This is a genomic window from Arthrobacter sp. Soil_C_49 (assembly GCF_057656635.1).
Genome location: NZ_JBDGJZ010000021.1, coordinates 11,946 through 33,919 on the forward strand (window position 1 = coordinate 11,946; position 21,974 = coordinate 33,919).

General features: G+C 62.4%; 24 protein-coding genes. 11 read left to right on the forward strand and 13 right to left on the reverse strand.

Translation table 11 applies throughout. The features are described from left to right. Positions 1 to 11 precede the first annotated feature (11 nt). The 12 genes from AC3A4Z_RS21940 to AC3A4Z_RS21995 form a co-directional block, all read right to left on the reverse strand. A complete protein-coding gene (locus AC3A4Z_RS21940) occupies positions 12 to 917 on the reverse strand; it encodes a hypothetical protein (RefSeq protein WP_207597836.1) in 906 nt (301 codons plus the stop codon). Between the two features lie 89 nt (positions 918 to 1,006). Continuing rightward, complete coding sequence (locus tag AC3A4Z_RS21945; protein WP_045732620.1) at positions 1,007 to 1,234, reverse strand: hypothetical protein; 228 nt, start codon at positions 1,232 to 1,234, stop codon at positions 1,007 to 1,009. Between the two features lie 12 nt (positions 1,235 to 1,246). Further along, positions 1,247 to 1,879: a ParA family partition ATPase gene (parA, locus tag AC3A4Z_RS21950; protein WP_069695459.1), complete on the reverse strand. Its 633-nt coding sequence runs from the start codon at positions 1,877 to 1,879 to the stop codon at positions 1,247 to 1,249. 93 nt (positions 1,880 to 1,972) lie between these two features. After that, the gene (locus tag AC3A4Z_RS21955; protein WP_207597835.1) at positions 1,973 to 2,338 is read right to left on the reverse strand and encodes a hypothetical protein; all 366 of its coding nucleotides are present in this window, start codon (positions 2,336 to 2,338) and stop codon (positions 1,973 to 1,975) included. Positions 2,339 to 2,408: 70 nt separating this feature from the next. Continuing rightward, a complete protein-coding gene (locus tag AC3A4Z_RS21960) occupies positions 2,409 to 2,804 on the reverse strand; it encodes a sigma-70 family RNA polymerase sigma factor (protein WP_207597834.1) in 396 nt (131 codons plus the stop codon). 172 nt (positions 2,805 to 2,976) lie between these two features. Beyond that, positions 2,977 to 3,207, reverse strand: a complete 231-nt coding sequence (locus tag AC3A4Z_RS21965) for a glutaredoxin domain-containing protein (RefSeq protein ID WP_207597833.1) — start codon at positions 3,205 to 3,207, stop codon at positions 2,977 to 2,979. A gap of 53 nt (positions 3,208 to 3,260) precedes the next feature. Further along, positions 3,261 to 3,611: a hypothetical protein gene (locus AC3A4Z_RS21970; RefSeq protein ID WP_419202628.1), complete on the reverse strand. Its 351-nt coding sequence runs from the start codon at positions 3,609 to 3,611 to the stop codon at positions 3,261 to 3,263. Between the two features lie 12 nt (positions 3,612 to 3,623). After that, positions 3,624 to 3,821, reverse strand: coding sequence for a hypothetical protein (locus AC3A4Z_RS21975; RefSeq protein WP_207597831.1), 198 nt, complete (start codon positions 3,819 to 3,821; stop codon positions 3,624 to 3,626). Positions 3,822 to 4,187: 366 nt separating this feature from the next. Continuing rightward, complete coding sequence (locus AC3A4Z_RS21980; RefSeq protein WP_498714379.1) at positions 4,188 to 5,441, reverse strand: hypothetical protein; 1,254 nt, start codon at positions 5,439 to 5,441, stop codon at positions 4,188 to 4,190. A 658-nt stretch (positions 5,442 to 6,099) separates the two neighbouring features. Then, a complete protein-coding gene (locus AC3A4Z_RS21985; RefSeq protein ID WP_207597829.1) occupies positions 6,100 to 6,399 on the reverse strand; it encodes a hypothetical protein in 300 nt (99 codons plus the stop codon). Positions 6,400 to 6,408: 9 nt separating this feature from the next. Continuing rightward, the gene (locus AC3A4Z_RS21990; protein ID WP_207597828.1) at positions 6,409 to 7,170 is read right to left on the reverse strand and encodes a hypothetical protein; all 762 of its coding nucleotides are present in this window, start codon (positions 7,168 to 7,170) and stop codon (positions 6,409 to 6,411) included. Further along, complete coding sequence (locus AC3A4Z_RS21995) at positions 7,167 to 7,904, reverse strand: hypothetical protein (RefSeq protein ID WP_207597827.1); 738 nt, start codon at positions 7,902 to 7,904, stop codon at positions 7,167 to 7,169. The genes AC3A4Z_RS21990 and AC3A4Z_RS21995 overlap by 4 nt, the downstream gene beginning before the upstream one ends. Positions 7,905 to 8,168: 264 nt before the next feature. Here AC3A4Z_RS21995 and AC3A4Z_RS22000 point away from each other — a divergent pair, with 264 nt between their 5' ends. The 11 genes from AC3A4Z_RS22000 to AC3A4Z_RS22050 are packed head-to-tail and all read left to right on the forward strand — an operon-like array spanning position 8,169 to position 19,572. Further along, the gene (locus AC3A4Z_RS22000) at positions 8,169 to 9,248 is read left to right on the forward strand and encodes a CHAP domain-containing protein (RefSeq protein WP_207597826.1); all 1,080 of its coding nucleotides are present in this window, start codon (positions 8,169 to 8,171) and stop codon (positions 9,246 to 9,248) included. Continuing rightward, positions 9,245 to 9,754, forward strand: a complete 510-nt coding sequence (locus tag AC3A4Z_RS22005) for a hypothetical protein (protein ID WP_207597825.1) — start codon at positions 9,245 to 9,247, stop codon at positions 9,752 to 9,754. The genes AC3A4Z_RS22000 and AC3A4Z_RS22005 overlap by 4 nt, the downstream gene beginning before the upstream one ends. 44 nt (positions 9,755 to 9,798) lie before the next feature. Then, positions 9,799 to 11,244 (forward strand): chromosome partitioning protein ParA, encoded by a 1,446-nt coding sequence (locus AC3A4Z_RS22010; protein ID WP_207597824.1) that lies wholly within the window; start codon positions 9,799 to 9,801, stop codon positions 11,242 to 11,244. 33 nt (positions 11,245 to 11,277) lie between these two features. Next, a complete protein-coding gene (locus AC3A4Z_RS22015) occupies positions 11,278 to 11,880 on the forward strand; it encodes a DUF6668 family protein (protein WP_207597823.1) in 603 nt (200 codons plus the stop codon). A gap of 18 nt (positions 11,881 to 11,898) precedes the next feature. Beyond that, complete coding sequence (locus tag AC3A4Z_RS22020) at positions 11,899 to 12,168, forward strand: hypothetical protein (RefSeq protein WP_207597822.1); 270 nt, start codon at positions 11,899 to 11,901, stop codon at positions 12,166 to 12,168. A gap of 27 nt (positions 12,169 to 12,195) precedes the next feature. Next, positions 12,196 to 12,933, forward strand: a complete 738-nt coding sequence (locus AC3A4Z_RS22025) for a DUF8175 domain-containg protein (RefSeq protein WP_207597821.1) — start codon at positions 12,196 to 12,198, stop codon at positions 12,931 to 12,933. Between the two features lies 1 nt (position 12,934). Next, on the forward strand, positions 12,935 to 14,272 hold the full coding sequence (locus tag AC3A4Z_RS22030; protein ID WP_207597820.1) for a TrbL/VirB6 family protein: 1,338 nt from the start codon (positions 12,935 to 12,937) through the stop codon (positions 14,270 to 14,272). Continuing rightward, complete coding sequence (locus AC3A4Z_RS22035) at positions 14,259 to 15,767, forward strand: SCO6880 family protein (protein WP_419202629.1); 1,509 nt, start codon at positions 14,259 to 14,261, stop codon at positions 15,765 to 15,767. The genes AC3A4Z_RS22030 and AC3A4Z_RS22035 overlap by 14 nt, the downstream gene beginning before the upstream one ends. Next, complete coding sequence (locus AC3A4Z_RS22040) at positions 15,767 to 17,362, forward strand: putative type IV secretion/conjugal transfer ATPase (RefSeq protein ID WP_207597818.1); 1,596 nt, start codon at positions 15,767 to 15,769, stop codon at positions 17,360 to 17,362. The genes AC3A4Z_RS22035 and AC3A4Z_RS22040 overlap by 1 nt, the downstream gene beginning before the upstream one ends. Beyond that, positions 17,359 to 19,128, forward strand: coding sequence for a type IV secretory system conjugative DNA transfer family protein (locus tag AC3A4Z_RS22045; RefSeq protein WP_207597862.1), 1,770 nt, complete (start codon positions 17,359 to 17,361; stop codon positions 19,126 to 19,128). Before AC3A4Z_RS22040 ends, AC3A4Z_RS22045 begins: the two co-directional genes overlap by 4 nt. A gap of 15 nt (positions 19,129 to 19,143) precedes the next feature. Further along, the gene (locus AC3A4Z_RS22050; protein WP_207597861.1) at positions 19,144 to 19,572 is read left to right on the forward strand and encodes a DUF4913 domain-containing protein; all 429 of its coding nucleotides are present in this window, start codon (positions 19,144 to 19,146) and stop codon (positions 19,570 to 19,572) included. A 1,059-nt stretch (positions 19,573 to 20,631) separates the two neighbouring features. Here AC3A4Z_RS22050 and AC3A4Z_RS22055 read toward each other — a convergent pair. Further along, positions 20,632 to 21,939: a M20 metallopeptidase family protein gene (locus AC3A4Z_RS22055; RefSeq protein ID WP_419202630.1), complete on the reverse strand. Its 1,308-nt coding sequence runs from the start codon at positions 21,937 to 21,939 to the stop codon at positions 20,632 to 20,634. Between the last annotated feature and the right edge of the window lie 35 nt (positions 21,940 to 21,974).

Consider the following 21,974-nt stretch of genomic DNA (forward strand, 5'->3'; position numbering starts at 1 on the left):
CATAAGTTTGCTCATGGCGCCAGGGGGCCTTCATCGTCCGCTTCCGCCTCACGTAAGCGAATCCGTTCGTGCGCCGCTTCGAGCTCTTCGCCCACGGCTTCCTCGTCCCCGATTCTGGCGATGTGGTAGTTGAAGAAGTCCGCGGAAGTGTGGATGAAGATACGAGAGACAACCTCCCCCAGCAGTGGCAGTTCCTGTCGTGTGTAGCAAGTGGCCACATCAAGGCTTGCGGACACCCACCGGACCTTCCGGAAAAGGCTCATCACTACGCCGACTGACGGCTTGTACAGGTCAAGAGCCAGGTCCTGTATCACTCGCTGCGAAGTCCATAGGAGCCCGTTGTCAACCAGCTCAGATTGGATTGCGTCGGCCGCTCGTTCCTTGATCGAGATCAGTCGGCGCACGTCTTCCGAGACCGAAGCCCTTGCAGCAAGTGCAGACCATTCCTTGTACGTACTGACCTCGGTGTCATCGTTCGAAAGCGAATCTAGGTGCTCGTATCTGCCGGCCCCATTGGCGAACCGCTCGACCATGTTCGTGACATCGGGGTCGAGGGCGTCCAGCGGGCGGACGAGGTACCCCATCTTACGCGGCGAGACGCTGGGGCCCGACTGAGGCAGCGGCAACTCCTCAACCGCGTTGAGCAGGTTCCCAATCTTGTGGGAGTAGTCACGCAGCCTCGGGAACTCGCCAGCGACCGCGTACCCGTTGCAGGCGATAGCCAACTTGCACAGGCGCTCCAACCCGGACGAATACGAGTGCATCCCGACGTGAAGTGCGTAGTTCTGATCTTTGCTGCCCCAGGGGAACAAATCGGGAGCCGTCGGGACGGAGCACAGTCTACGAAGCCCGGCCAAGGCCAGATCGGAGGCGAATTGGGTTTCGGCGACAAGGCTCTCCCAGATGGGCAGCGTCATGCGATCATTCATGCCAAGTCCCACGTTTCCAAGCAAAACTAGATAGTGTTCTGGGATCCACTTCCCCACTCAAATACTCAAATGAGTAGTTACTCATCTGGAAACGAATCTATGTAGGCGGTCAGGAACTCCTTGACGCTCTGGTTGCGCTTGGCGGCGAGGATTTTGAGCTTGGCATGCTTACTTCTGGGGACTTCAAAGTTCACCCGCTGAAGCTGCTCAGCTGGAACCTCATCCTTAAGGCTTTCCATCAGTTTGGCTTTGGCTGTGGCGGACTGGCTGGGGCGCCCAGTGGACAGCTTAGAGAAGCTACTCATTTACTCATTTCCTCATTTACTCACAAGCGTAAGGAGTTCGTTGGTGAGCTCTTGGATCTCCCTGGCCCCGGGCGACCCCGGGAAGTCCTCCAGGATGGTGGATCCCCCCGCTGCGGTTCCTGGGTAGTCAACCCGCTGGTGCACCCGGGATTGCAGAACGGGAAGGTTGTAGCCTTCCAGGATCCCGGAGACTTCTTTTCCGATGTTCGTTCCAGTGATGGCGCGGGAGACAACAAAAGCTGCCTGCAGCTTTCCGTCTGTAATTTCGATTCGCTGCTTCACCAGGTCAACGAGGTCGGATGTGGCCCAGATGTCGTAGGGCGACGGTTGCACGGGGATGAGGGCAAAGTCGCTGGCTTTGATGGCCGACACGGCTAGGTCTGCGGCTTGTGGGGCGCCGTCGATGATGACGAAGTCCACGGGGGCGATGCTCTTAAGGTCCCGTTCAATCGTTGGTCGGTCCATCCCCACTACGGGCATGGGATGATCTTCGCGGGCTGCGGCCCAGTCCCGCGCACTGCCTTGAGGATCTGAGTCCACAAGCAGTACGGTATGGCCGGCCAATCTAAGCGCCGTGGCGACATGCGTGGCAATGGTTGTTTTGCCGGCCCCGCCTTTTTGATTGAGAACTGCGATGACTTTCATGTGCGGCGTCCTGTTCTACGCGAAATACTCAAATGAGTATTTGAGCTAATACTCATTTGAGTATTTCATGAGTAAATGAGTGCTTGAGTGAGGCTAGGGGAGCGGCGTGTCCCTGTAACCTTGGCGGGAAATGGCGCTCTGCGCTTTCTCCAGCTCGGCGCCCAGTTCGGCGGCCAACTGCGCGGCCCTTGTGAGATGGTCAGTAGCAGCGGCCACGCTCTGAATGGGATCGCGGCCGTCATCCTCGTACACGTCGTATTCGTCCAGAGAGCGGCCGAGGGATTTGGCGAGCTGCGTGCACGCCTGCGGCAGCATGTGGCCTAGGCCCTTGAGATTTCCTAAGACGCTATAAACGGTAGGGGCCGGGTGGATCTGCGTGATGGTCAGGTGGTTGATTGAGCGAATGGCCTCGTAGGCGTCATCGGCCGCGCGGATCACTTCGGGGGTCTCGCCATCCATGGTGCGTTCCTCTCTGGGATGGGCATTTCTGAGTCAGCCTACGGTTGTGGTCTGACTGCCTATGTCGGGCTTATGCGGTGGGTGCCTTCTTCGCTTTCAGCTGGGATACGCGTTGCGTGGAGATGCCGAGCATGCGGGCCACTTCGGTGATGGTGAAGTCCTCGCTCAGTTCGGCGATGACGGCGCGGGATTCCGCGGCTCCCTTTGTCGATAGTTCTTGGGCCTTCTCCAGATCGTTCCGGGCTTGGGTCCAGCGTTCCATGATGTTTCCAGGTGCCCTGAGGGTGACGTGCACCGTTACGTCTTCTGGATCGAGGTTGAGCGTCGTGGCCACGAGGTCAGCAGCGATGTCCTGGATGTCTTTTGCGCGGCTGGCGCGGGCTGCCTGGTTGATCTGGTGGATACGTATCTCCCACCATTTGCCCTCTTTATGGGCGATTGCTTCAAACTCACGTTTGTTTTTCATGCGTGGGGGGAGTCCTTTCCTGGCGGCCCGGGCAGCTGTCCGTGTCTACGCTAGTCCCCCTAGAGCACTTATCGCAGGGGTGCTAGCAGGATTCCTCGTTGAGCTGGCCGGCTAACTCCGTCATGATCTTTCCTTTCGCGATTGATACTCAACTGAGTAAATGAGTAGATACTCATTTGAGGGTGAGAATTCTGTCGGGGCGGAAGCCTGACCATGAATCTGAATCGGTGACGACGACGGGCGCGGCCATGTGGCCGGCCTGCCGGAAAATGTCCCGCTCCATCTCTGTCATCTCCTTTACCTGGTAGGTGATTCTCTGGCGGTCCATGGCCTTCTTGGTGGCGGTGCAGTTACCGCACTCACGGCCTGTTTCATCGGTAATGGTGTAGACGGTGATGCTCATGGTTCCGGGCTCCTAGGGAGGGGTGGCCGGGGTTTCCGGCCACCATGGGTTGGCTAAACGAATTCCACTGCGGCTAGGCGGGTGTCGAATAACTTTTCTGCGACGCGGATCAGATGGGTTGGGGCGTCGGTGTCCCAGCCGTGTTCCGCGCGTCCCAGGTAAACAGCGGTGCCTGCTACCTCGGGCAGGTAGAGGCCTGTCTCCCGAAGTAGTTGCCCTGCTCGTACGTTGGGGTGGACGTTCCGGCTGTCAGCCCTGAGGTAGACCTGCCAGTCCCCATTGACGATGCAGTCCAGCTGTCCGTACAGCGCTTCAAGGGTGCCGTGGCGGACGTCTTGGCGGTTGGCTGTGACTTCGTCGTTGAGTCGCGCGGGGATGACGAGGGCAATGCACTTGCGGATCATGGCGGCGCTCCTTCATTCGTGGCGGATGGCAGCGGGGACGTATGCCTGCAGGCTTTCCTTATCGATCCAGAAGTGCTGGCGCCCGGTTCCTCCGGCGGCCACGTAGTCACCGCTGAGGATGTTGTTGGCGGCTCCGAAGGTCTGAAACCACTTGTCTTCGTGGTCGAAGGTGACGGTGTTTCCGCTTGGATAGGTGGTTTCGGTGAGCATTTTCAGTTCCTCTCGTTGGGCTGCTAACACTTCCACTCTAGTCCACCTAGGAACTTTTATTCAAGCCCCCCTAGGAGAAATACTCGATTTGTGCGGTTTCTGGTTGTGGTCATCCCCGCCAGTAGCTCGCTGGGATCCCCCCGGTGCCTAAGAAGCCGGCCACGCCGCCACGGTTCCTGTGCCCTCCCACTCGCGGCCCGCACGGTAGATGTGTGTCGTCCCGGCTGAAAGAGACCCAACGGAGACGGTAGGGGAGACGGCAACCCCCAGGCCTGGACCATGGGGAAGTGCTTCGGTTTTGCGCTGTCCCTACTGTGGGCCGGGTGGAGACCGGAGGATAAATCTCAAAGCGGTCCACATTGGGCGTCAGCGCGTGGTGCCGCGTACGGCAGCCTCCTGAAGTCCCTTTTGGTAGTCATCAGCGAACCTTGTTCGCCAGGACGCACGCACAGTGTCTGAGCGGCGTTCAGCTGCTTGCTGCTGGATCCGCTGGGCTTCGGCCCTCGCTTGGGCTTTTGCCGCCTCGGAGCGCTGCAAGGCGCGTTGCCGACGGCTGTAGACAGGCTGGCCGTTAACCCGCCAGTGGTTGAGCCTGCTTTGCAGGAGCGCGGGAAGGTTCAACGCGCCGTGGAAGCCATCGTGACGGTGCTCGGTGCCGTCGGGTTTGGTGTCGAGAGCGTGCAGGACATCGCTTGGTGTGTAACCGGCACGGAAAAAGGGCGCCAGGATCCGGGCGAGGTGGCGTGAGCGCAGCTTACGGAGTGGCGGTGAGTTCCATTGGACGGTACGGGCCGCTTGCAACTCGTTGAAGTCGCGGGTTGCCTTGTCATTGGCGCTTGTCGTTTTATCAGCTGGCCATTGCAGATCTGTACGAGCGGCCGTCATATCGGCCACCCATTTAGTGGCCGCCTCAAAATAGGATTTCAGTGTGGGCGAAGCCCACGCCATTATGCCTTTGGGGGTTGATTTTCCTTTGGACAGGTTAGGGTTGCCATTTATGTCCACAGCGAATCCGAACATGCCCAGAAGCGGATCCAGTTTGCACTTGGATTCCATGCGCTGGACTTCTTCTTCACCGAACCTGGCCAGTTCCTCTTCGGTGGCGGGACGGCAGAGGACGTAGACGGCCCTGTCGGCCATCCGTTCTTCGCGTTCGCCAACCTTGAAGAGGTTGGTCTCTCCGCTGCAGTTTTTGGGGGTGTAGATCGCTGAGCGGCCGCCAGCGACGATGGCGAGGAATCCGTGGCGCATCAGCCAGCGTTTGATGCGCCCCAGGGTGCCTTGGCCGATACCGGCTGAGGCCAACAGGTAGGCGTTGCCCGGGGTCACCGTGTGGCTATTGAAGTCGAAGCCCAGAAGTAAAAGCGAGGCCACGGCGAGGAGGTTTCGGCGGAAGTCGGATCTGCGCCAAGTGAGCTTGGGGTGTTGGCGGATAGCTTCCAGCCAGTCGAAGTCCATCGTCAGCGCGCAGCTGCCCTCAGGGACGGCGCGAAGGACGTTTTCCTCGTTCCGCTCCACCATCCGGTTAAGGCGCCGGGGGGCTTCGGTGCGTTTCGAATGCTCGCCTAGTAGCGCGTGGTCGCGCTGCTTCCAGACGCCAGGCAAGCCCTGCACCGCCACATAGCCGGGGATTCTCGGCGTGGCCTTTCCCTGCTCGCCGCAGGGCACAACTCGGGCCGGGACGTGCGTTGACGCCCGGGCAGGGTCCGGTACCATAAGGGGGACAAGACCTTTCAGTTTGAAGGGAACACAAAGGGACCGTCCCTCGCGGGAAGGTTCTGGTATCCATCGCCGGCACAGTCGCCAAACAGAGACGGTGATGGAAGGATTTCGGAAGCCCCGCACCTAGTGCGGGGTCTTTCGTTTAAGAAGCGGCCTGTATAGGCAGCTCCTCAGCTTGTCGGTTTATCTTGGGGAAGACCGGCAGTCCGCCGTTCTTCTCCAAGTAGAGGACCAGGTCCTCAAGGTAAAGGCCGACTGACCGGCCAGAGTTCGCAGCTGCGCTGTTTATGGCTTTGCGGCGCTCCGGCCTCACTCGGCCCTGCAGGAGCACCAGATCTATGCCGTCAGGGTGACGGACGCGTCCTGGTTGTGCACTCATGGCTTTAACGTGTCACGCGACGAATGCATACGCAGGGATCCGCGCGGGTGTGTCGAGCTTAATCTTGCTCGGCGTCCATACCGTGGCTTCGCGGGCCCTCATGACACGTGGTGAAAAGTCCATGACTCCAATATGTCATAAACTCCAAAAATTTTGGATATGGGTCGAGCCTGCATGTCACGACCATGCCCGCCGCACTATCTCATCGACGGGCCCGGCGGCCGTCTGCGCGGAGGTAGCGCTAAAAGCCCCGCGGAACAGATCCCGGGTAGCTCTGAGCGAGCGGAAGTAACGGCCTTGTTTGTCGATGCGCCAACGTGAGATGCCGAGAAATCTCGCGGCCGCCTTCCGCTCCATGCCAGCCTCCACACAGACACGGACTGCGGCGTAGATGACCTGGTACGCCGCCTCGTGCTCACGTGGGACCTCTGCCAGTACCTTCTGCACGGCTGTCTTTGCCTGTTGGGGAGTCGTCATAGCGTCCTTCTAGTCGATCGACAGGGCGGATCCCAGCTCACGTTCTGGCTTTTTCTGGCGTCGCGCATATGCAAACAGCGCAAGGCCAATAACGACCAAGGCGGTCGAGGCGTAGGAGATGAGCATGTACACATAGGCGAGGTCTTTGGACCCATACCATTCCGCGGGATAGCTACCGGCCCGCAGCAAGGACAGCGTGAAGCCTCCCGCGATCATCCCAGACGCCACTTTCCCAATGGCCAAAGGGTTCCGACGGGCGTCCAAGTAGGCCGGCCGAATCAGGGGTGTTACGACGTAGGCAACATAGATCAGGACCAGCCAGGTGTTAAGGCGGACGCTGGGCTGCGCTGCATAATCAAGCAGTTGTGGGGAGGGGGCCGGGCCGTCCGTGGCCAGAACCGTCAACAGGAGGCCTGTAGCGGTGAGGCCAAGCATGACCGCACCGGGCATGCCTACAGTCCAGCGTCTGGCGAACGTTGAACCGTAGGCCTGGCTGAGGTGGCCTCCAAGAAACGCCACGGCGACCAGAGCGCAGTATTTCGAAAGCAAGTCCGTCGCGTTCGTGATGGGCATGATGGAGTCGACTGCGTAATACACGGGTGGTACAAGAAGCAGGTAAGCCAGTGTGAGGAATATTCCTGACAGCGCGACGTTTCTGCCTTTTCCCTTGAGTGCATGCTGATATCCCGTAGTAGGGGCATTGAGGCGTTTGAACGTCAGGCTCCCCAAGAGAATGAGCATCAGAGTGGGTACAACGGCCAGCACCTTCATCCCAGGAGCTCCGTCATCTTCTCTGCGTATTCCCGGGCCTCTTTGCGCTGTTTCACTCGGCGCTGCAGGAGGTTAATGCGCGCTGAAATCAGCTCCACAAGGGCGTCGTCGGAAACCTCCAGCAGTTCGTCTTCGCGTGCACGCACCTGCCAGCCGCCTTCTGCCGGCGTTATCAGGCCGACAACGACGAGTCCTGAGGCGAAAGACCCTCCGGTCGCCCGGGACGCCGCTACGGCAAGGTGCGGCGAGAGACGGTTCTCCGTGAGGGACGTGATGATGTACGTCAATGCCATTCCCGATTCCGCGGCCATGCGGTGTCGTAGGTCTCCCGGATCCAGGGCGTCCACCCAGGCACGGTGAGAACCATCGTGCGGAAATTCAATGAGTGGAATGTGGCTTCTGAGTTCGCGGGGGTAATGGGTCTTTGAGGTCCGGAATTGCAGCTCTCCCATGAGATCCGCGTGGTGGACCTGGCTCAAAACTTCGGCAGCGGACGGTTCCACGGGCCGGGAGAGAACGTCGCGATATCCATCGAAGGCCGTGAGAGCTTGAAGCACCCCTAACCCGGCTGCCCGTGCTACGGCGACAACCGTCGATTCAGCCACGTTCCCTCTCCGCAGCTGGTTTCCCAGGGTTCCGCGGTTAAGGCCCGTCAGTGCACTGAGGGCAGCCGGGGAAGTGCTGATGGACGCAGCGTCCAGCCAGCTCTTGAACTCTTTGGCTGAGACGGGCACAAACACTCCTTGACGTGACAGGACGCATGACAATGAACCTGCTAAACTGCTACCAATAGTTAAATATTTTCAAATACTCAATATTTGGTATCTATCTTTATTTTAGCTTCTTGGCCGAGTTTAGCCGGGTAGGGGTTCGGCCCATCAGGTACGCACCCCCGGCATCTTGGCCAGGACGCCTAGTCGAAGACGCGAGTTTCGGCACACGGGGGAGGGAACGGTCATGCAAGACCTAAGGTCGTTCGTCAGAGAACGGACCACACGATGAACCAACGGAAGTCGTTGGTGCTTGTGGCCTTGATCGTCATTCCCGGGCTGCTTTTCGGGCTGGTCTTCTCATTCATCCTTCTGCTGAATCCTGCGAAACCTGCGGCGGCCGACTGTGGCCCGGCAGCTGTGGCCCTGGACGGAAACACGAACGTGGAGGGATACAGCGCGGAGCAGTTGAAGAACGCTGCCGCTGTGATGGGCGCCGGTAAGGCGCTGAACCTCTCCGTGAAGGGCCAGACCATCAGCGTCATGGTGGCTCTAGGGGAGTCGGGACTGCGTGTGCTGGACTACGGCGACGGTCCCGGCCCGGATTCCCGTGGGTTGTTTCAGCAGCGCGACAACGGCGCGTGGGGCTCCTACGCGGATCGCATGGATCCAACGATCAGTGCCACCAATTTCATCAAGGCGCTGCAGGCTGTACCGGGTTGGGAGCTGTTGGAGCCGACTATCGCCGGGAACAAGGTCCAGCGGAACGCGGACCCGTACCACTACCAGAAGTATTGGCCTGAGGCCGTCGAGCTCGTCCAGGCGCTCTCGGGCGGGAGCTTCTCCCTCGAGGGCAGTGACTGCGCCATCCCAGGGAAGTCCGGTGCGGGGGATGACTACCCGTGGAAGGACTCTCCGACTTGGTTGCAGGTAGGGGCAGGTTCCGCGGCCGCCTCGCCGTTGGGCATGTTTTACCGCGAGTGCGTGGACTTCGCCCTGTGGCGGGTCAACCAGCAGATGGGGTCCACCAGTGCCCCGTTCAAGTTCCTGAACGGGAACTTCCGCCCGGACGGGCAGGGCCTCGGTTCCGCGGTGACGTGGAAGGCCGGATGGGACGCCAAGGGCTGGCCCACCGGCAGCACGCCCCGGGTCGGTGCGGTCGTCTGGTACGCGCCAGGCGTCGGCGGGTCAGACCCCACCTTCGGCCACGTGGCGGTGGTCAAGGAAGTCAAGAACGACGGGACCTACGTCGAAGAGGGCTACAACGGCAACCCGCCGCCGGATGACCACAACTACTACACCCGCACCGTGAGCAACACGATCCCGTCAGCCTTCCTGTACCTGCCCACCCAAGAGGAGAAGAAGTGAAGAAGTCACTGCCACTGACCGCGATGGTTCTGCTGTGCACGGCCTGCGCGCCGGCAGCGAACACTACACCAGCGCCGGCGACCAGTGCAGCCGCCGCTTCTGCACCGGTTTCCCTAAGCGCGAGCAGCGGCCCGCAGGCTCCAGGCGGCACCGTCCCGGCCACCATCGGCATCAGCTGGGATCAGGCCAGCAAGGACGCCGCCGTAGAGACCGCGCAGAAGGCCATGACGGACTTCGCCCGCCCGGGCGTGGAGGACAAGCAGTGGGCCAACGATCTGGCCCGCTGGCTGACTCCGCAGGCCACAGCCGATTATTCAGCCGTGGACCCCGCCAACGTCCCCGCCACCCGCGTCACCGGCCCCGCGACGCTGACGGTCGATGAAGCCAATGGCTATGGCGTCATGGCTGCCGTTCCCACCGATGCCGGCACCTACACCCTGCAGCTGCTCCGCACCGGCACGGAAGCCCCGTGGAAAGTCAACCGGCTCACCCCGCCCGCGTCCTAACCGTACGTGCCTCACTCACTCCGTCAACGTAAGGAATCAGATTTATGAGCACCACACCAAGCGATGTCCTGGCCTTCCCGAACATCAAGGCCATCATCAGCGACAACGGCACCGCCGAGGTCACCGTCGCAGGAAACTCCCGCGTCGTCCCTGCAGGGGAGACGCTGCAGGATTTGCGCGACAACGCTCTGGCACTGGTCGTGGCCGAAGCCAGGACGCTGCAGCGCCCCGTCCGCGTCCGCATTGAAGATCCCGAAGGCCACGGCGAACTGATCGTCCACCCAGACGGGAACGTCGAATCCGTCTCCTACGAACCGCGGCCCGCCCGCCGCCGCACCGGCGCATCCGTAGCGGCCGCCCCGAAGATTAGCGACACCGCTCCCGCCGCAGGGCCTCTGGTGAAACCAGAGCCGGCCCAGCCCGTGGTTGAACGGCAGACCTGGCCGCCTCTGGCCGTGGATACTCTGGCGGCCGAAGAAGCTGCCCCTGCTAGCGAGGCACCGCAGCAAGCTGTTGAGGCTGATGCTCCGGTGACCCGGCGGAGTTTGAAGGAGACTTCCTTCCTGGTCAGCGCCCCGGTGCTGGAACCAGCCACGCAGGGCTGGCGCGGAGCCCTGACCCGGATGGGCTTCCGAATGGACCCCTCAGCGGAAGAACTATCCGAGCGGGAGGATATTCGGACCGTCAGCCAGCACTGGCCCGGTCCGCGGACCATCGCCGTGGTCAACCGCAAGGGCGGGGCGAACAAGACACCCACGGTGGTGATGCTCTCGGCAATCCTTGCCCGCTACAGCGGGGCCGCGACCGTCGCCTGGGACAACAACGAGTCCCAGGGCACCCTGGGCTGGAGGACCGAGAAGGGCGCCCACGACCGCAGCGTCCTGGACCTGATCGATTCCTCCACCGAGCTGCTGTCACCGTCCACGAACGCGGCCGAGATCGCCAAGTTCGTCCACCACCAGACGGCCGACAAGTTCGACGTGCTGCGCTCAGACGAAAACGAAGAAGGCGACCACGAAGTCACCGCCGAGGAAGTGGACATCGCCCACCAGGTCCTCACCCGCTACTACCGGCTGGTCATCATGGACTCCGGCAACACCGCCCGTGCGGCCAACTGGCGCCGGATGATCGACCACACCAACCAGCTCGTCGTCCCGGTCACCGCCATCGAGGATCGAGCGGAAGCAGCCCGGCTGACCCTGCAAACTCTCGAATCCCGTGGCGGCCACGACGCCGAGCTGGCACGCAACGCCGTCGTGATCGTCTCCGAGTCCACCGACGCCAAGCGCAGCATGACTGGGGATGCCCTGAAGCGGGCAAAGGCTGAGGCGCAGCGGATCGCAGACGGTTTCGAGCCATTCGTCCGTACTGTCGTCCGGATTCCTTACGACCCGGCCCTGGTCAACGGCCCCATCCGCTATGAAGCCCTGCAGCCCGCGACCCAGCGGGCATGGCTGGCCGCCGCGGCCGCCGTCGCCAAGGGCTTTTAGACACCCAACAGCGAACGACGGAAAGGAGGAACGATGCAACTGTCTCTGAACCCCTGGATCACCAGCCCAGCCGAAAGCGACGACGAGGAAACACCCGAGGTGCACGTCCCGCCAGCTGCCGCGATCAGCACACCGCTGAGGGGCATGGTCGAACCGGACACCGCGGACCGGCTGGCCAACCGCGTAGTGTCCGGGTCCACGCTGTTGTGGATTGTTGGTAGCCACGGGGGAGCGGGTGAAAGCCGCACCGCGGACCTGATCGGCTGGGCACGCCCTGCCGGGCACTGCTGGCCTGTTATGCAGGACGGCAGCAAGCCCCGGGTGCTGCTGGTTTGCCGCAACGATATGCGTGGCCTCACCAGCGCGCAAAGCGCCCTGACCCAATGGGCATCAGGAGCAACACCCAAGGTTGAACTTATCGGCCTCGCCGTTCTGGCAGATGCACCAGGAAAGACCCCCAAGGCGCTGCGTGACTTCGCAGCGATTATCGGCGGGGGAGCACCGCGCCTCTGGATCCTCCCCTGGGTCGAGGCATGGCGGCACGGCGACTCCACGACGACACCACCGGGCAAGGAATATCAACGCTTCATCACCGACGTAGCTGCTCTGGCTACGGAACCCAACCCAAAGCACTAACCACTGAAAGGTCTCACCATGAACTCCTTCTCCGCTCTTGCCGCGAGCGTCATCCCCAACCCGACCCCTGTCGTGCCCGCCGAAGCCGGCGGACTGCTCACCGTCCTGAACTGGGCCTCCGGTATCGGCCTCGTCCTTGGCGTCCTTGGCGTGATCATCGTCGGCATCGGCATGGTCATCCAGCTCCGTCGTGGAGAAGGCGGCGAATCAATCGCCAAACTCGGCTGGGTCCTGATGGGCTGCATCATCATCACCGGCTCCTCAGGTATCGTCCGCGCCTTCGTCTAAACCAGCACCGACAACGGGAGGTTCATCGTGAGCCAGTCACCAGAGAACACCACCAACAGCAATCCGTTCACCAAACCCGGTTTCATCATCGCGGCCGCGCTGGTGGTGGCGCTGATCGCAGCAGCAGTCGTCATCTTCCTGCTCCCCAAAGAACAGGGAAACGCCCAACCAGCACCCACGCAGGCCAGCTCCGCCCCGGCAAGCCCCAGCACGTCTACTGCCTCTGACAAGAGTGTCTGCGGACTCCCTGCCAGCAACCACACAGCGCTGGGCACCGCACCGAAGTCCAAGTGGGAGTTGGTGGGAATCATGGCCGTCCCAACCGACCCAACCACCGCAGGCCCGGGAACGGTAGGCAAGGACGGTCTGAGGTCCTGCTTCGCGCAGTCGCCCACCGGAGCGCTCTATGCCACGGCGAACATCTGGGCTGCCTCGTTCAATGGCTATGCGAAGCAGGTTTACCTGGAACTCTCAGCTGACAGTCCCACTCGGGACAAAGCGGTACAGGCAATAAGGGAAGGGAAGGACGTCGGAGGGGGAACCATTCCGAAGGTACAGATCGCCGGCTTCATCATCCACTCGTATACGCCCAAAGCTGCGGTCGTAGAGCTAGCAATCAAGAGCAGTGACGGGGGATACGGCGCTTTCTCGACATCCCTGCTGTGGGAAGACGGCGACTGGAAGATGGACATCCCCGCCGCCGGTGGAAATGCAGTCCGCCAGATCAGTGACCTGAGTTCATTCATCCCTTGGGCCGGCGTCTGACATGGCAGAGAAAGAGTGCGAAGTTTGGAACGCTCTGTGCTGGACCCAGCAGGGTGCGAGCAATGTTGCCGCCGGTATTGCAGACGATGCCATCAACAACCTCGCCAAAGCCATCATGGAGGGAATGAGCCAGATGGTGACCACGCTGTCGACCTTCTGGGTTTCAATGCCAACCGTGAACTTGGCCAGCCAGGACGGAACTGCAAGCCCCGTTGTTTCGGTGGTGAACAGTGAGCTGATGCCGTGGACTCTGGCCCTTGCTGTCTTGGCGGTCATCCTGGGTGGTATTCGCTTGATCTGGGAGCAGCGGGGTGCGCCCCTGAAGGATCTGCTCCGGGCCCTGCTGACCTTGACGCTTGTCTCCGGCCTCGGTCTGGGCGTCATCTCCATTCTGGTGGTCGCCGCTGATGCCTTCTCCGCGGTGGTGATCAATCGTGCCACCGAGGGTAAGGGTTTCGCAGAGTCCCTGAAGATCCTTGTGATGACGAACCAGACCGGCGTCGGGGTGTTCGTCCTGATCGTCCTGGGCTTGATCGGGCTGATCGCGTCTCTGGTTCAGGTCGTGTTGATGGTGGTGCGCAGCGGCATGTTGGTGATCCTTGCCGGGGTCCTCCCAACCACGGCCGCGTTCACGAACACGGAGATGGGCCGGCAGTGGTTCCAGAAGGCTGTTGGCTGGACGATCGCCTTCATCCTCTACAAACCAGCCGCTGCGATCGTGTATTCGGTCGCGTTCCTGCTGATGGGCAAGGGGAGTAGCAGCAGCGCCAATCTGGTGAAGCCCATCACCGGATTCACGCTGATGGTCGTGGCACTTTTCGCGTTGCCGGCGTTGATGCGGTTCGTGACCCCGATGGTTGGTGCGGTTGCCTCTGGTGGAGGCGCGGGGGCGGGAGCAGCTGTGGGAGCGATCGCAACCGGTGCGGTTTCGCTTGGCCGGGGTGGGAGCGGCAGGGGCAATGCATCCCCCGTTCCCGCATCGTCATCGAGCACGTCAAACACCCAAAGCATGCGGGGCGGCAGTTCGCCGAAGGGCAGCGACGGACCCGCCGGACCCCGGGGCGGAGGTGGGCAACCCACTCCGGGCAGCAGCGGACCGGGCGGTGCCGCCGGCACTGACGCAGCAGCCAAGGCAGGTACCGGAGCAACCGCCGGAACGACAGCAGCCGCTGGCTCCAGCGGAGCGGTATCAGCGGCAGGAGCCGGCGGCGGTGCAGCGGCAGCTGGGCCCGCCGGAGTGGCTGTAGCCACAGGTGCGAAGTTGGCGTCCAGGACGTCGCAGGCAATTGAAAAGACAGCGCAGGATTCAGCAGGGGAGGGCCCCAGTGGCAGCAATTAACACCGAGTACAAGGAACCGTCCTACGGCAACTGGCGCCTACCGCGCTCAGCTGGCCTGGCCAACCTCGGGGCGATCGGTACCGCCATTGTCTTTGCCGGGCTCCTGATGGGCATCGTCAGCTTCGCGCTGTGGGGCTTGCTCGCCGGCCTGGGCGTCCTTGCCCTTGCCGGTGTCATGGCTTTGCTGCTGACAGTCAAGGACAAGCACGGCCAGTCCGCCGTAGACCGCCTCGGCACCCGGACGGCGTTCAAGCTCTCCCGGGCCTCCGGGACGAACCTTTACCGTTCCGGCCCTCTTGGCGTCACGGAGTGGGGCATGTACCAGCTGCCCGGTCTGGCAGCGAAGTCCACCCTGTACGAGTTCACCGACTCCTACAAGCGCCCCTTCGCCATGCTGCACGTCCCCGCCACGGGTCACTTCACCGTGATTTTCTCGACTGAACCCGACGGAGCCTCCCTCGTTGACCCGGAACAGGTCGATGCCTGGGTGGCGAACTGGGGCGGCTGGCTCGCCTCCTTGGCCGACGAAGCAGGCCTGGACGCCGCAGCCGTCACGGTCGAGACCGCGCCTGACTCCGGGTACCGGCTGCGGAACGAAGTCATGATGAACATCGACCCAGACGCCCCCGAGTTCGCCCGCGACATGCTGCACGAGGTCGTGGACACGTACCCGGAAGGATCAGCCACGGTACGGGCCTGGGTGTCCCTGACCTTCAACGCCGCCATCCGGGCCGGGGCCAAGAAACGGACCCCGGAAGACGTGGCCCGCGACCTGGCCTCCCGGATCCCGGGCCTCTCAGCACGGCTGCAGTCCACCGGCGCCGGGATCGCCCGGCCGATGACGGCCCAGGAACTCTGCGAGGTCGTCCGGATCGCCTACGACCCGCCGGCGGCACTGATCATCGATGAAGCCCACGCCGCCGGTTCCCCGGTATCCTTGACCTGGGGCGAAGCCGGCCCCACCGCGACACAGGCCAGCTGGGATGACTACCGGCACGATTCCGCGTACTCGGTCTCCTGGACCATGACCGCCGCCCCGCGCGGGTCAGTGAACTCCTCGGTCCTGTCCCGCCTGCTGGCCCCGCACGGAGACATTGACCGCAAACGCGTCTCGCTGCTGTACCGTCCGATGGACTCGGCACGCGCCGCGGCCGTCGTCGAGCGAGACCAGAACAACGCCAACGTCCGCATCACCTCCGGAAACCGCCCCTCCGCCCGTGCCCTGGTTGACGCCCGTTCAGCGGCGCAGACCGCGCAGGAAGAAGCCCAAGGCGCCGGGCTGGTGAACTTCGGCATGGTCGTCACCGCCACCGTGACCGATAGGGAGCGGCTCTCTGATGCCGTCGCGGCTGTCGAGCAGACCTCCGGCACCGCGCGGGTGTTGCTGCGCCGGGCCTACGGGGCCCAGGACACCGCGTTTGCCGCGTCCCTGCCCTTGGGGCTGGTGCTGCCCCAGCACAGCATGGTCCCGTCCGGGATTAGGGATGCCCTGTAATGGCCGGTCTGAAACTCTTCTCCCGACACAAAAATCCTGGCGCTACCCCAGTCAAGCCTGAGCAGAAAAGGACGGGGAAGCAGTCGCGTGAAGTTGGTCCGGGTGCTCGTGGCTGGTCCGGCCGTGGCGGGGGCATGGCCCGGCTCGTCCCGTCCGTGAAGGAGTACCGGGGAACCACCGTGCAGGTGTGCGGGTTGTGGCCGTTCTCCTCCGGTGCGTCCTCGCCCATGATCGGTGTCCCGCTGGGACGCCATGAGGAAACCCAGGCCACGGTCTGCTGCGACCCGATCAGCTGGTTCCAGCGCGCCCGCCTGATCTCCAACCCCTCCGCCTTCATCCTCGGAAAACCAGGGCTCGGCAAATCCACGGTCGTGCGTCGCATGTTCATCGGACTCTCCGCCCAAGGGGTCCACCCGTTGATCCTGGGAGACCTCAAAGGTGAACATGTCAAAGCCGTCCGTGCGCTCGGCGGGCAGGTCATCCGGCTTGGCCGTGGGGTCGGGTACCTGAACATCCTGGACCCCGGCCAGGCTGTCGAGGCAGCCCAGCTCCTCGAGGAGAACGGCCATCCTGAGGACGGGGCACGCGTCCGTGCCGATGCTCATGGCCGCCGCCTGACCATGGTCGTCTCGCTGATCACGATCAGCCGGAACAGCCCGCCCACCGACCAGGAACAGACGATCCTGGACCGCGCCCTGCGGGTCCTCGATGAGCGCTTTGACGGAGTTCCGGTGCTGAAGGACCTGCTGGACGTGATCGTGTCCGCACCGGATGAGCTGCGTCAGGTCGCCCTGGACCGGGGAGACAAGTCTGTCTACCTGAGGGAGACCCGCGCCTTGGAGGCCACCCTGTTGGGTCTGACCGGAGGCGGGAAGCTCGGGGAAATCTTCTCCCGGCAAACCTCCGAGCCGATGGTGCGCGACCGTGCCGTGGTCTTTGACGTCTCCAGCATTGATGAGACCGAAACGGACCTGCAGGCCGCGGTACTGCTGGCGTGCTGGTCCTACGGCTTCGGCACCGTCAACGTCGCCAATGCCCTGGCCGACGCCGGGCTTGAACCGCGCAGGAACTACTTCGTCGTCCTGGACGAACTGTGGCGGGCCCTGCGGGCCGGGAAAGGCATGGTGGACCGGGTGGACGCCCTGACCCGGCTCAACCGCTCCGTCGGCGTCGGACAGATCATGATCTCCCACACCATGTCCGACCTGCTGGCTTTACCGGCCGAAGAGGACCGGATGAAAGCCCGCGGATTCGTCGAACGCTCCGGCATGGTGATCTGCGGCGGCCTGCCCGCCTCGGAAATGCCCCAGTTGACCTCCGCCATCCCGCTCTCGCGCCAGGAGCAACAAAAGCTAATCGGCTGGCAGGACCCGCCCGCGTGGGACTCCCGCGGCGTCGATGCTGAGCCCCCGGGCCGGGGAAAGTTCCTCATCAAGGTCGGCGGCCGTCCCGGAATCCCCGTCCAGGTCGGACTCACATCCCTGGAGAAAGGCCCCGAAGGCATCAACGACACCAATGCCAAATGGAGCACCACAGCCAAAGCCCTGCTTGAACCGGCGGCCCCGGCCCTGCACAGTGAAGGAGCATCAGAATGAGCGCACCCAACCGCAAAGGAATCGGCGTCGGTGATGCCCTGCTGGTCTGGCTGGCCATCGGCTTCCTCGTCGTCTTCGTCGGCGGCACCTACGCCGCCCTGCACGTCGGCTCGTGGATGGCTGGCATCGCCGCCCCGCCGGCGCACCCGATCGATCTGATCGCAGGTCTGATCAAAGGCCGCGTGCCGTGGCCCACGGAAGCCACCATCGTTGTCTGCGTCATGGCCGGGCTCGTCCTGGCGTTGGCCATCGTCGTGCTCGTGGCGTGGCGGCAAGGTGCGTCCAAGCGTGCCCGGGTCGACAAGGCCGCACGCTACCTGGGCCGCGGCAAGGCGTTGGCCGCGTTCTCCGAGAAGGGAGCAAAAGCGACCGCTGAGCGTCTGGGCGTGACGGACACGCCAGGCATCGTCGTCGGCAAGGTCGTCTCCACAGGGCAGAAGTTCATTCAGTCCTGGGAAGACCTCAGCCTCGACATCTGGGGGCCTCGGACCGGTAAATCAACCTCACGGGTCATGCCGGCCATCCTGGACGCACCCGGTGCGGTGGTGTCGACGTCGAATAAGCGCGACGTCGTGGACGGTACCCGTGGAGTCCGTGAGCGCACCGCGCCGGTGTGGGTGTTCGATCCGCAGAAGATCGCCCAGGAAGAGCCGGACTGGTGGTGGAACCCGCTATCGTACGTCACCGACGAAGAGAAGGCCTACAAGCTCACGCAGCATTTCTCCGTGGGCTCCCGCGTGCCTGGGTCAAAGCCTGACGCCTACTTCGACCCCAAGGCAGAGGACATTCTGTCCTCCTACTTCCTCGCCGCCGCTCTCGGGGAGCTACCGATAACGCAGGTGTATCTGTGGGTGACCGAGCAGGTGAACCGGGAACCGATCAACATCCTCAAGCAGTACGACTACGAGCTGCAGTACAAGGGACTGGAATCCACGCTGGAGCTGGCTGACAAGCAGCGTGACGGCATCTTCGGTACCGCCGAGAAAATGATTCAGTGCCTCAAAAGCCGGAACACGCTGCGGTGGGTCGCCCCCACGGGCGGGGTGACCGTGGCCACGGATACCCGCCGCCAGTTCAACCCGCACGCCTTCGCCGCGTCACAGGAGACCATCTACATCCTCTCCAAGGAAGGTGCCGGATCCGCCGCCCCTCTGACCACGGCCCTGACCGTGGCGATTGCCGAGGCAATGGAGGAACGCGCCGAACGCAACGGCGGCCGGCTTCCCAAGCCGGCCTTGTTCGCTCTCGACGAGCTGGCCAACGTTGTCCGGTGGGCCGGGCTGCCGGACCAGTTCAGCCACTACGGCTCCAAAGGCCTGATCGTCATGGGCATCCTGCAGTCCTGGTCCCAAGGCGTGGAGCTGTGGGGAGAGGCGAACATGCGGAAAATCTGGTCAGCAGCGAACATCAAGGTCTACGGCGGCGGCGTCGCCGAAGAAGGATTCCTCCGCGCCCTGTCCGACCTGATCGGGGACTACAGCTACATCAACGTCTCTACATCCTCGGGTAAGTCCGGTTCCAGCCGCTCCCGACAGGAAGCCAAGGAACGAATCTTCGACGTCTCCAACCTCGCCGAGCTGGACCGCGGCCGCGCAGTGGTGCTCGCCTCCGGTGCGCCCGCCACCCTGGTGCGGACCATGCCCTGGTACACCGGACCCCACAAGGTTGCCGTGGAGACCTCCATCAAGAAATACAGCCCGCGCCCCGAAGAGCCGGCCCTTTCGGCGCCCGCGGAGCCGGTGGCTAACCCCTGGGTTACAAAGTAGGAAGGACCTGGTCTCATGGCGAATGACTTCGACCTGTACGACACGGACACACTCCCACCAGCTACGGAGGCCCAGGATGCGGAGAGGACACCGGAGCTCGTCTACGGATCCGCCGAAGAATTCCTCCATGAGCAGCTGCTGCCCACCTATGTTCGCAGCGTCACAGGAAAATCGGCCAAGTGGTGCATCGAATGGTATTTCCATCCGGAGGCAGTCTCCCGTGTAGCAGCGCTCTGGAGAGCTTGGGAGCACCTACGGTTGGATCCAGCGACCGGCATGAGCGTCTGGTGGAAAGACCACGCGGACCACCACATGCGGGTGCTCCTGGATCCCCAAGGGCCGTTCTACAACTGCGACATGAAAGAACACCGGGACCCTGAACACCTGGAACCAAAAAAGGCTCCAACGGGTTGGTTCCCCGACGTGCGGGCACTGCCTGCCTAGCGGCAGTCCGCGACCTGCTGTCTTGTGTTGATCAGCGGGCGGTTTCGTTTGCCTGATGCCGCTGCGCCGGGCTCAAATCAGCAATTTCCGCTAGACGCGTGCCCCTGCGAGCTATCCACAGTTGGGGGCAATCCGGGTTATCCACGGCTGGAATCGGGAGCCATTGGGGAGCTCCCTCGGCAGTAGTAGCGGTGGGTAACCCATGAGGATTGTCCCCGGCTGTGGGCAGCGGAACTGATCGTCCAGACACTCTCTGGACAATCGGGCAACAGGCTGTTGCATATCTGCCAGTCACCCGCCCGCGCAAGCTGAACAGCAGCGCTGGTTGTCAGGTTTGAATCTGAGATTGTTCGGGGAGCATGTGCAGGAACCGCCTTCCGACCCTATTCTGACGTTCTTTTCCTTGCTGCCTGACGTCAGGTTCGGGTGTATCTCAAAGGACAAGGTATACAGCTTCAGGTTCTCTAATCTGAAAGTCTGTGGGATCCAGGGTGGGCTTTTGTTGTTGCCTTGCGGAGTCGGGACGACGGGATTCGAGAGTCGTGCCGCATGGAACTTCGGGGTCGACTCGAACGGTGTACTCGCCGTAATCACGTTGAATGACGAGGATTCCTTGCCTGCGTTCCAAAGCGACCGGTATCAGGTTGCTGACTGCACGGCTTAGTTTTTCGTCCCTGTTTTGGGGCCGCCTTACAGTAACCTCGATGGAAAGCGGAGGTGTTGGTCTCTGGCTCAGGTTTATTCCCATCACTGGGAGCGCAACGTTCGAAATCAAGAGATGCTCAGGGTGGGACACAAATCCTCCTTCAGCTTGGTTGACCGGCGGCGCCGGCCGTAGTTATCGCTCAACTAGTTCCAGGGGTATCCCTTAAGCAGTCGAGTCGTCAGAAATCGCAATCGCCTCCAACCCGCACATGTGGTTAAGTTCTAGGGAGGCTTGTCCTACAAAGAATTGAGGATCTGTTTGATCCTGGAGCGTCAGGTCCGGAGCTTCGGCAACCTGATAGTGGTGAAGTGCCATCCATGGGCGTCGAGACCGGTACTGCTAGGTCCACTGCTTCAAGTGAGGTGTGGCCGTTCGGGAGGCCCTCCGAGCCTTCCCCGCACCTCCAACTCCTGGAGCTTTCCAAGCGCCACACCCGCCATGAATTGTGCCTGATCGACGAGGATACTGTCGTCAAACACTGCCCTGGGTGAGTGCATGGGAGCCCACTCCATGGGGTCGATATCTGGAGACCCTGCTCCGAGGTGCCCGTACGCTCCGGGGACCTCCACGAGGACACGGGAGAAATCGTCAGAGCCGGTCCTGGGGGACGGGCTGGGCACGAACCGGTGCTCTCCGAAGAACGTCCGGGCGGTCCTGCCCCAGAGTTCCGCGTCACTGTCGTGATTGACGGTGGCCGGCATAACTGGAGTGAACGTTGCGTCGGCTGTCAGTTGATGAGCGGCCGCCAGTTGCCGGACGAGATCCGGCAACTCCTGTGCGAGCCGTGCTTCGACACCGGGGCTGAAAGATCTGACGCTTGCCCTGAATTCCGCCGAATCAGGTATGACGTTAGAGGCGGAACCGCCATGGAATTGGCCCACGGACAGGACCACGGGATCAAAAACGTTGAATCGCCGGGTGATGTACGTCTGTAGCGCGCCAAGCATTTCAGCAGCTACTTGTATGGGGTCCAGAGTCTGGAAGGGGCGCGAACCGTGCCCACCACGCCCGATAACCTTGACGGACAGATCTCCGAAGGCTGCCATGTAGGAACCGGCCCGGGTGGTGAACACGCCTGACGGCATGTCTGAAACGACATGCAGGGCGTAGGCAGCATCCGGTCGCCTGCCGGCTGCGTTAAGAACGCCTTCCTCCAGCATGATGCGGGCCCCGTCATGTCCTTCCTCCCCCGGTTGGAACATGAAGATGACGTCGCCGGTCAGGTTGTCACGTACGGACGAGAGCAGGCGGGCGGCACCAATCAGGCCCGCTGTATGCAGGTCATGACCGCAGGCATGCATTGCGCCATTGGTCGAGGCAAAGGGTATACCCGTTTTTTCTGCCACAGGAAGGGCGTCCATGTCCCCTCTAAGCAGTACAGCAGGACGGCTCCCAACGGGGGACTGGGTGGCCCCGCCCCGGAGTACCGCAACCACGGACGAGGCCGCTTTCCCCAGGCTTATTTCGAGGTCGAGTCCCTTGAGTGCCTCAAGGACCCGGGCTTGGCTGCGGGGCAGATACAGGCCGACTTCAGGATCGGCGTGCATTTCCCTACGGAAATCGACCAGGTCGCTTCCAAAGGCCGGGATCGCCGCTGCGGCGCCCTCAAGGAAACTCAGCGGCGAAAACCGCACCGTACCTGTCGTTGAAGTATCTGTCATTGAAGGACTTTCTCGTCTCATGTTGCCAGGCCCTG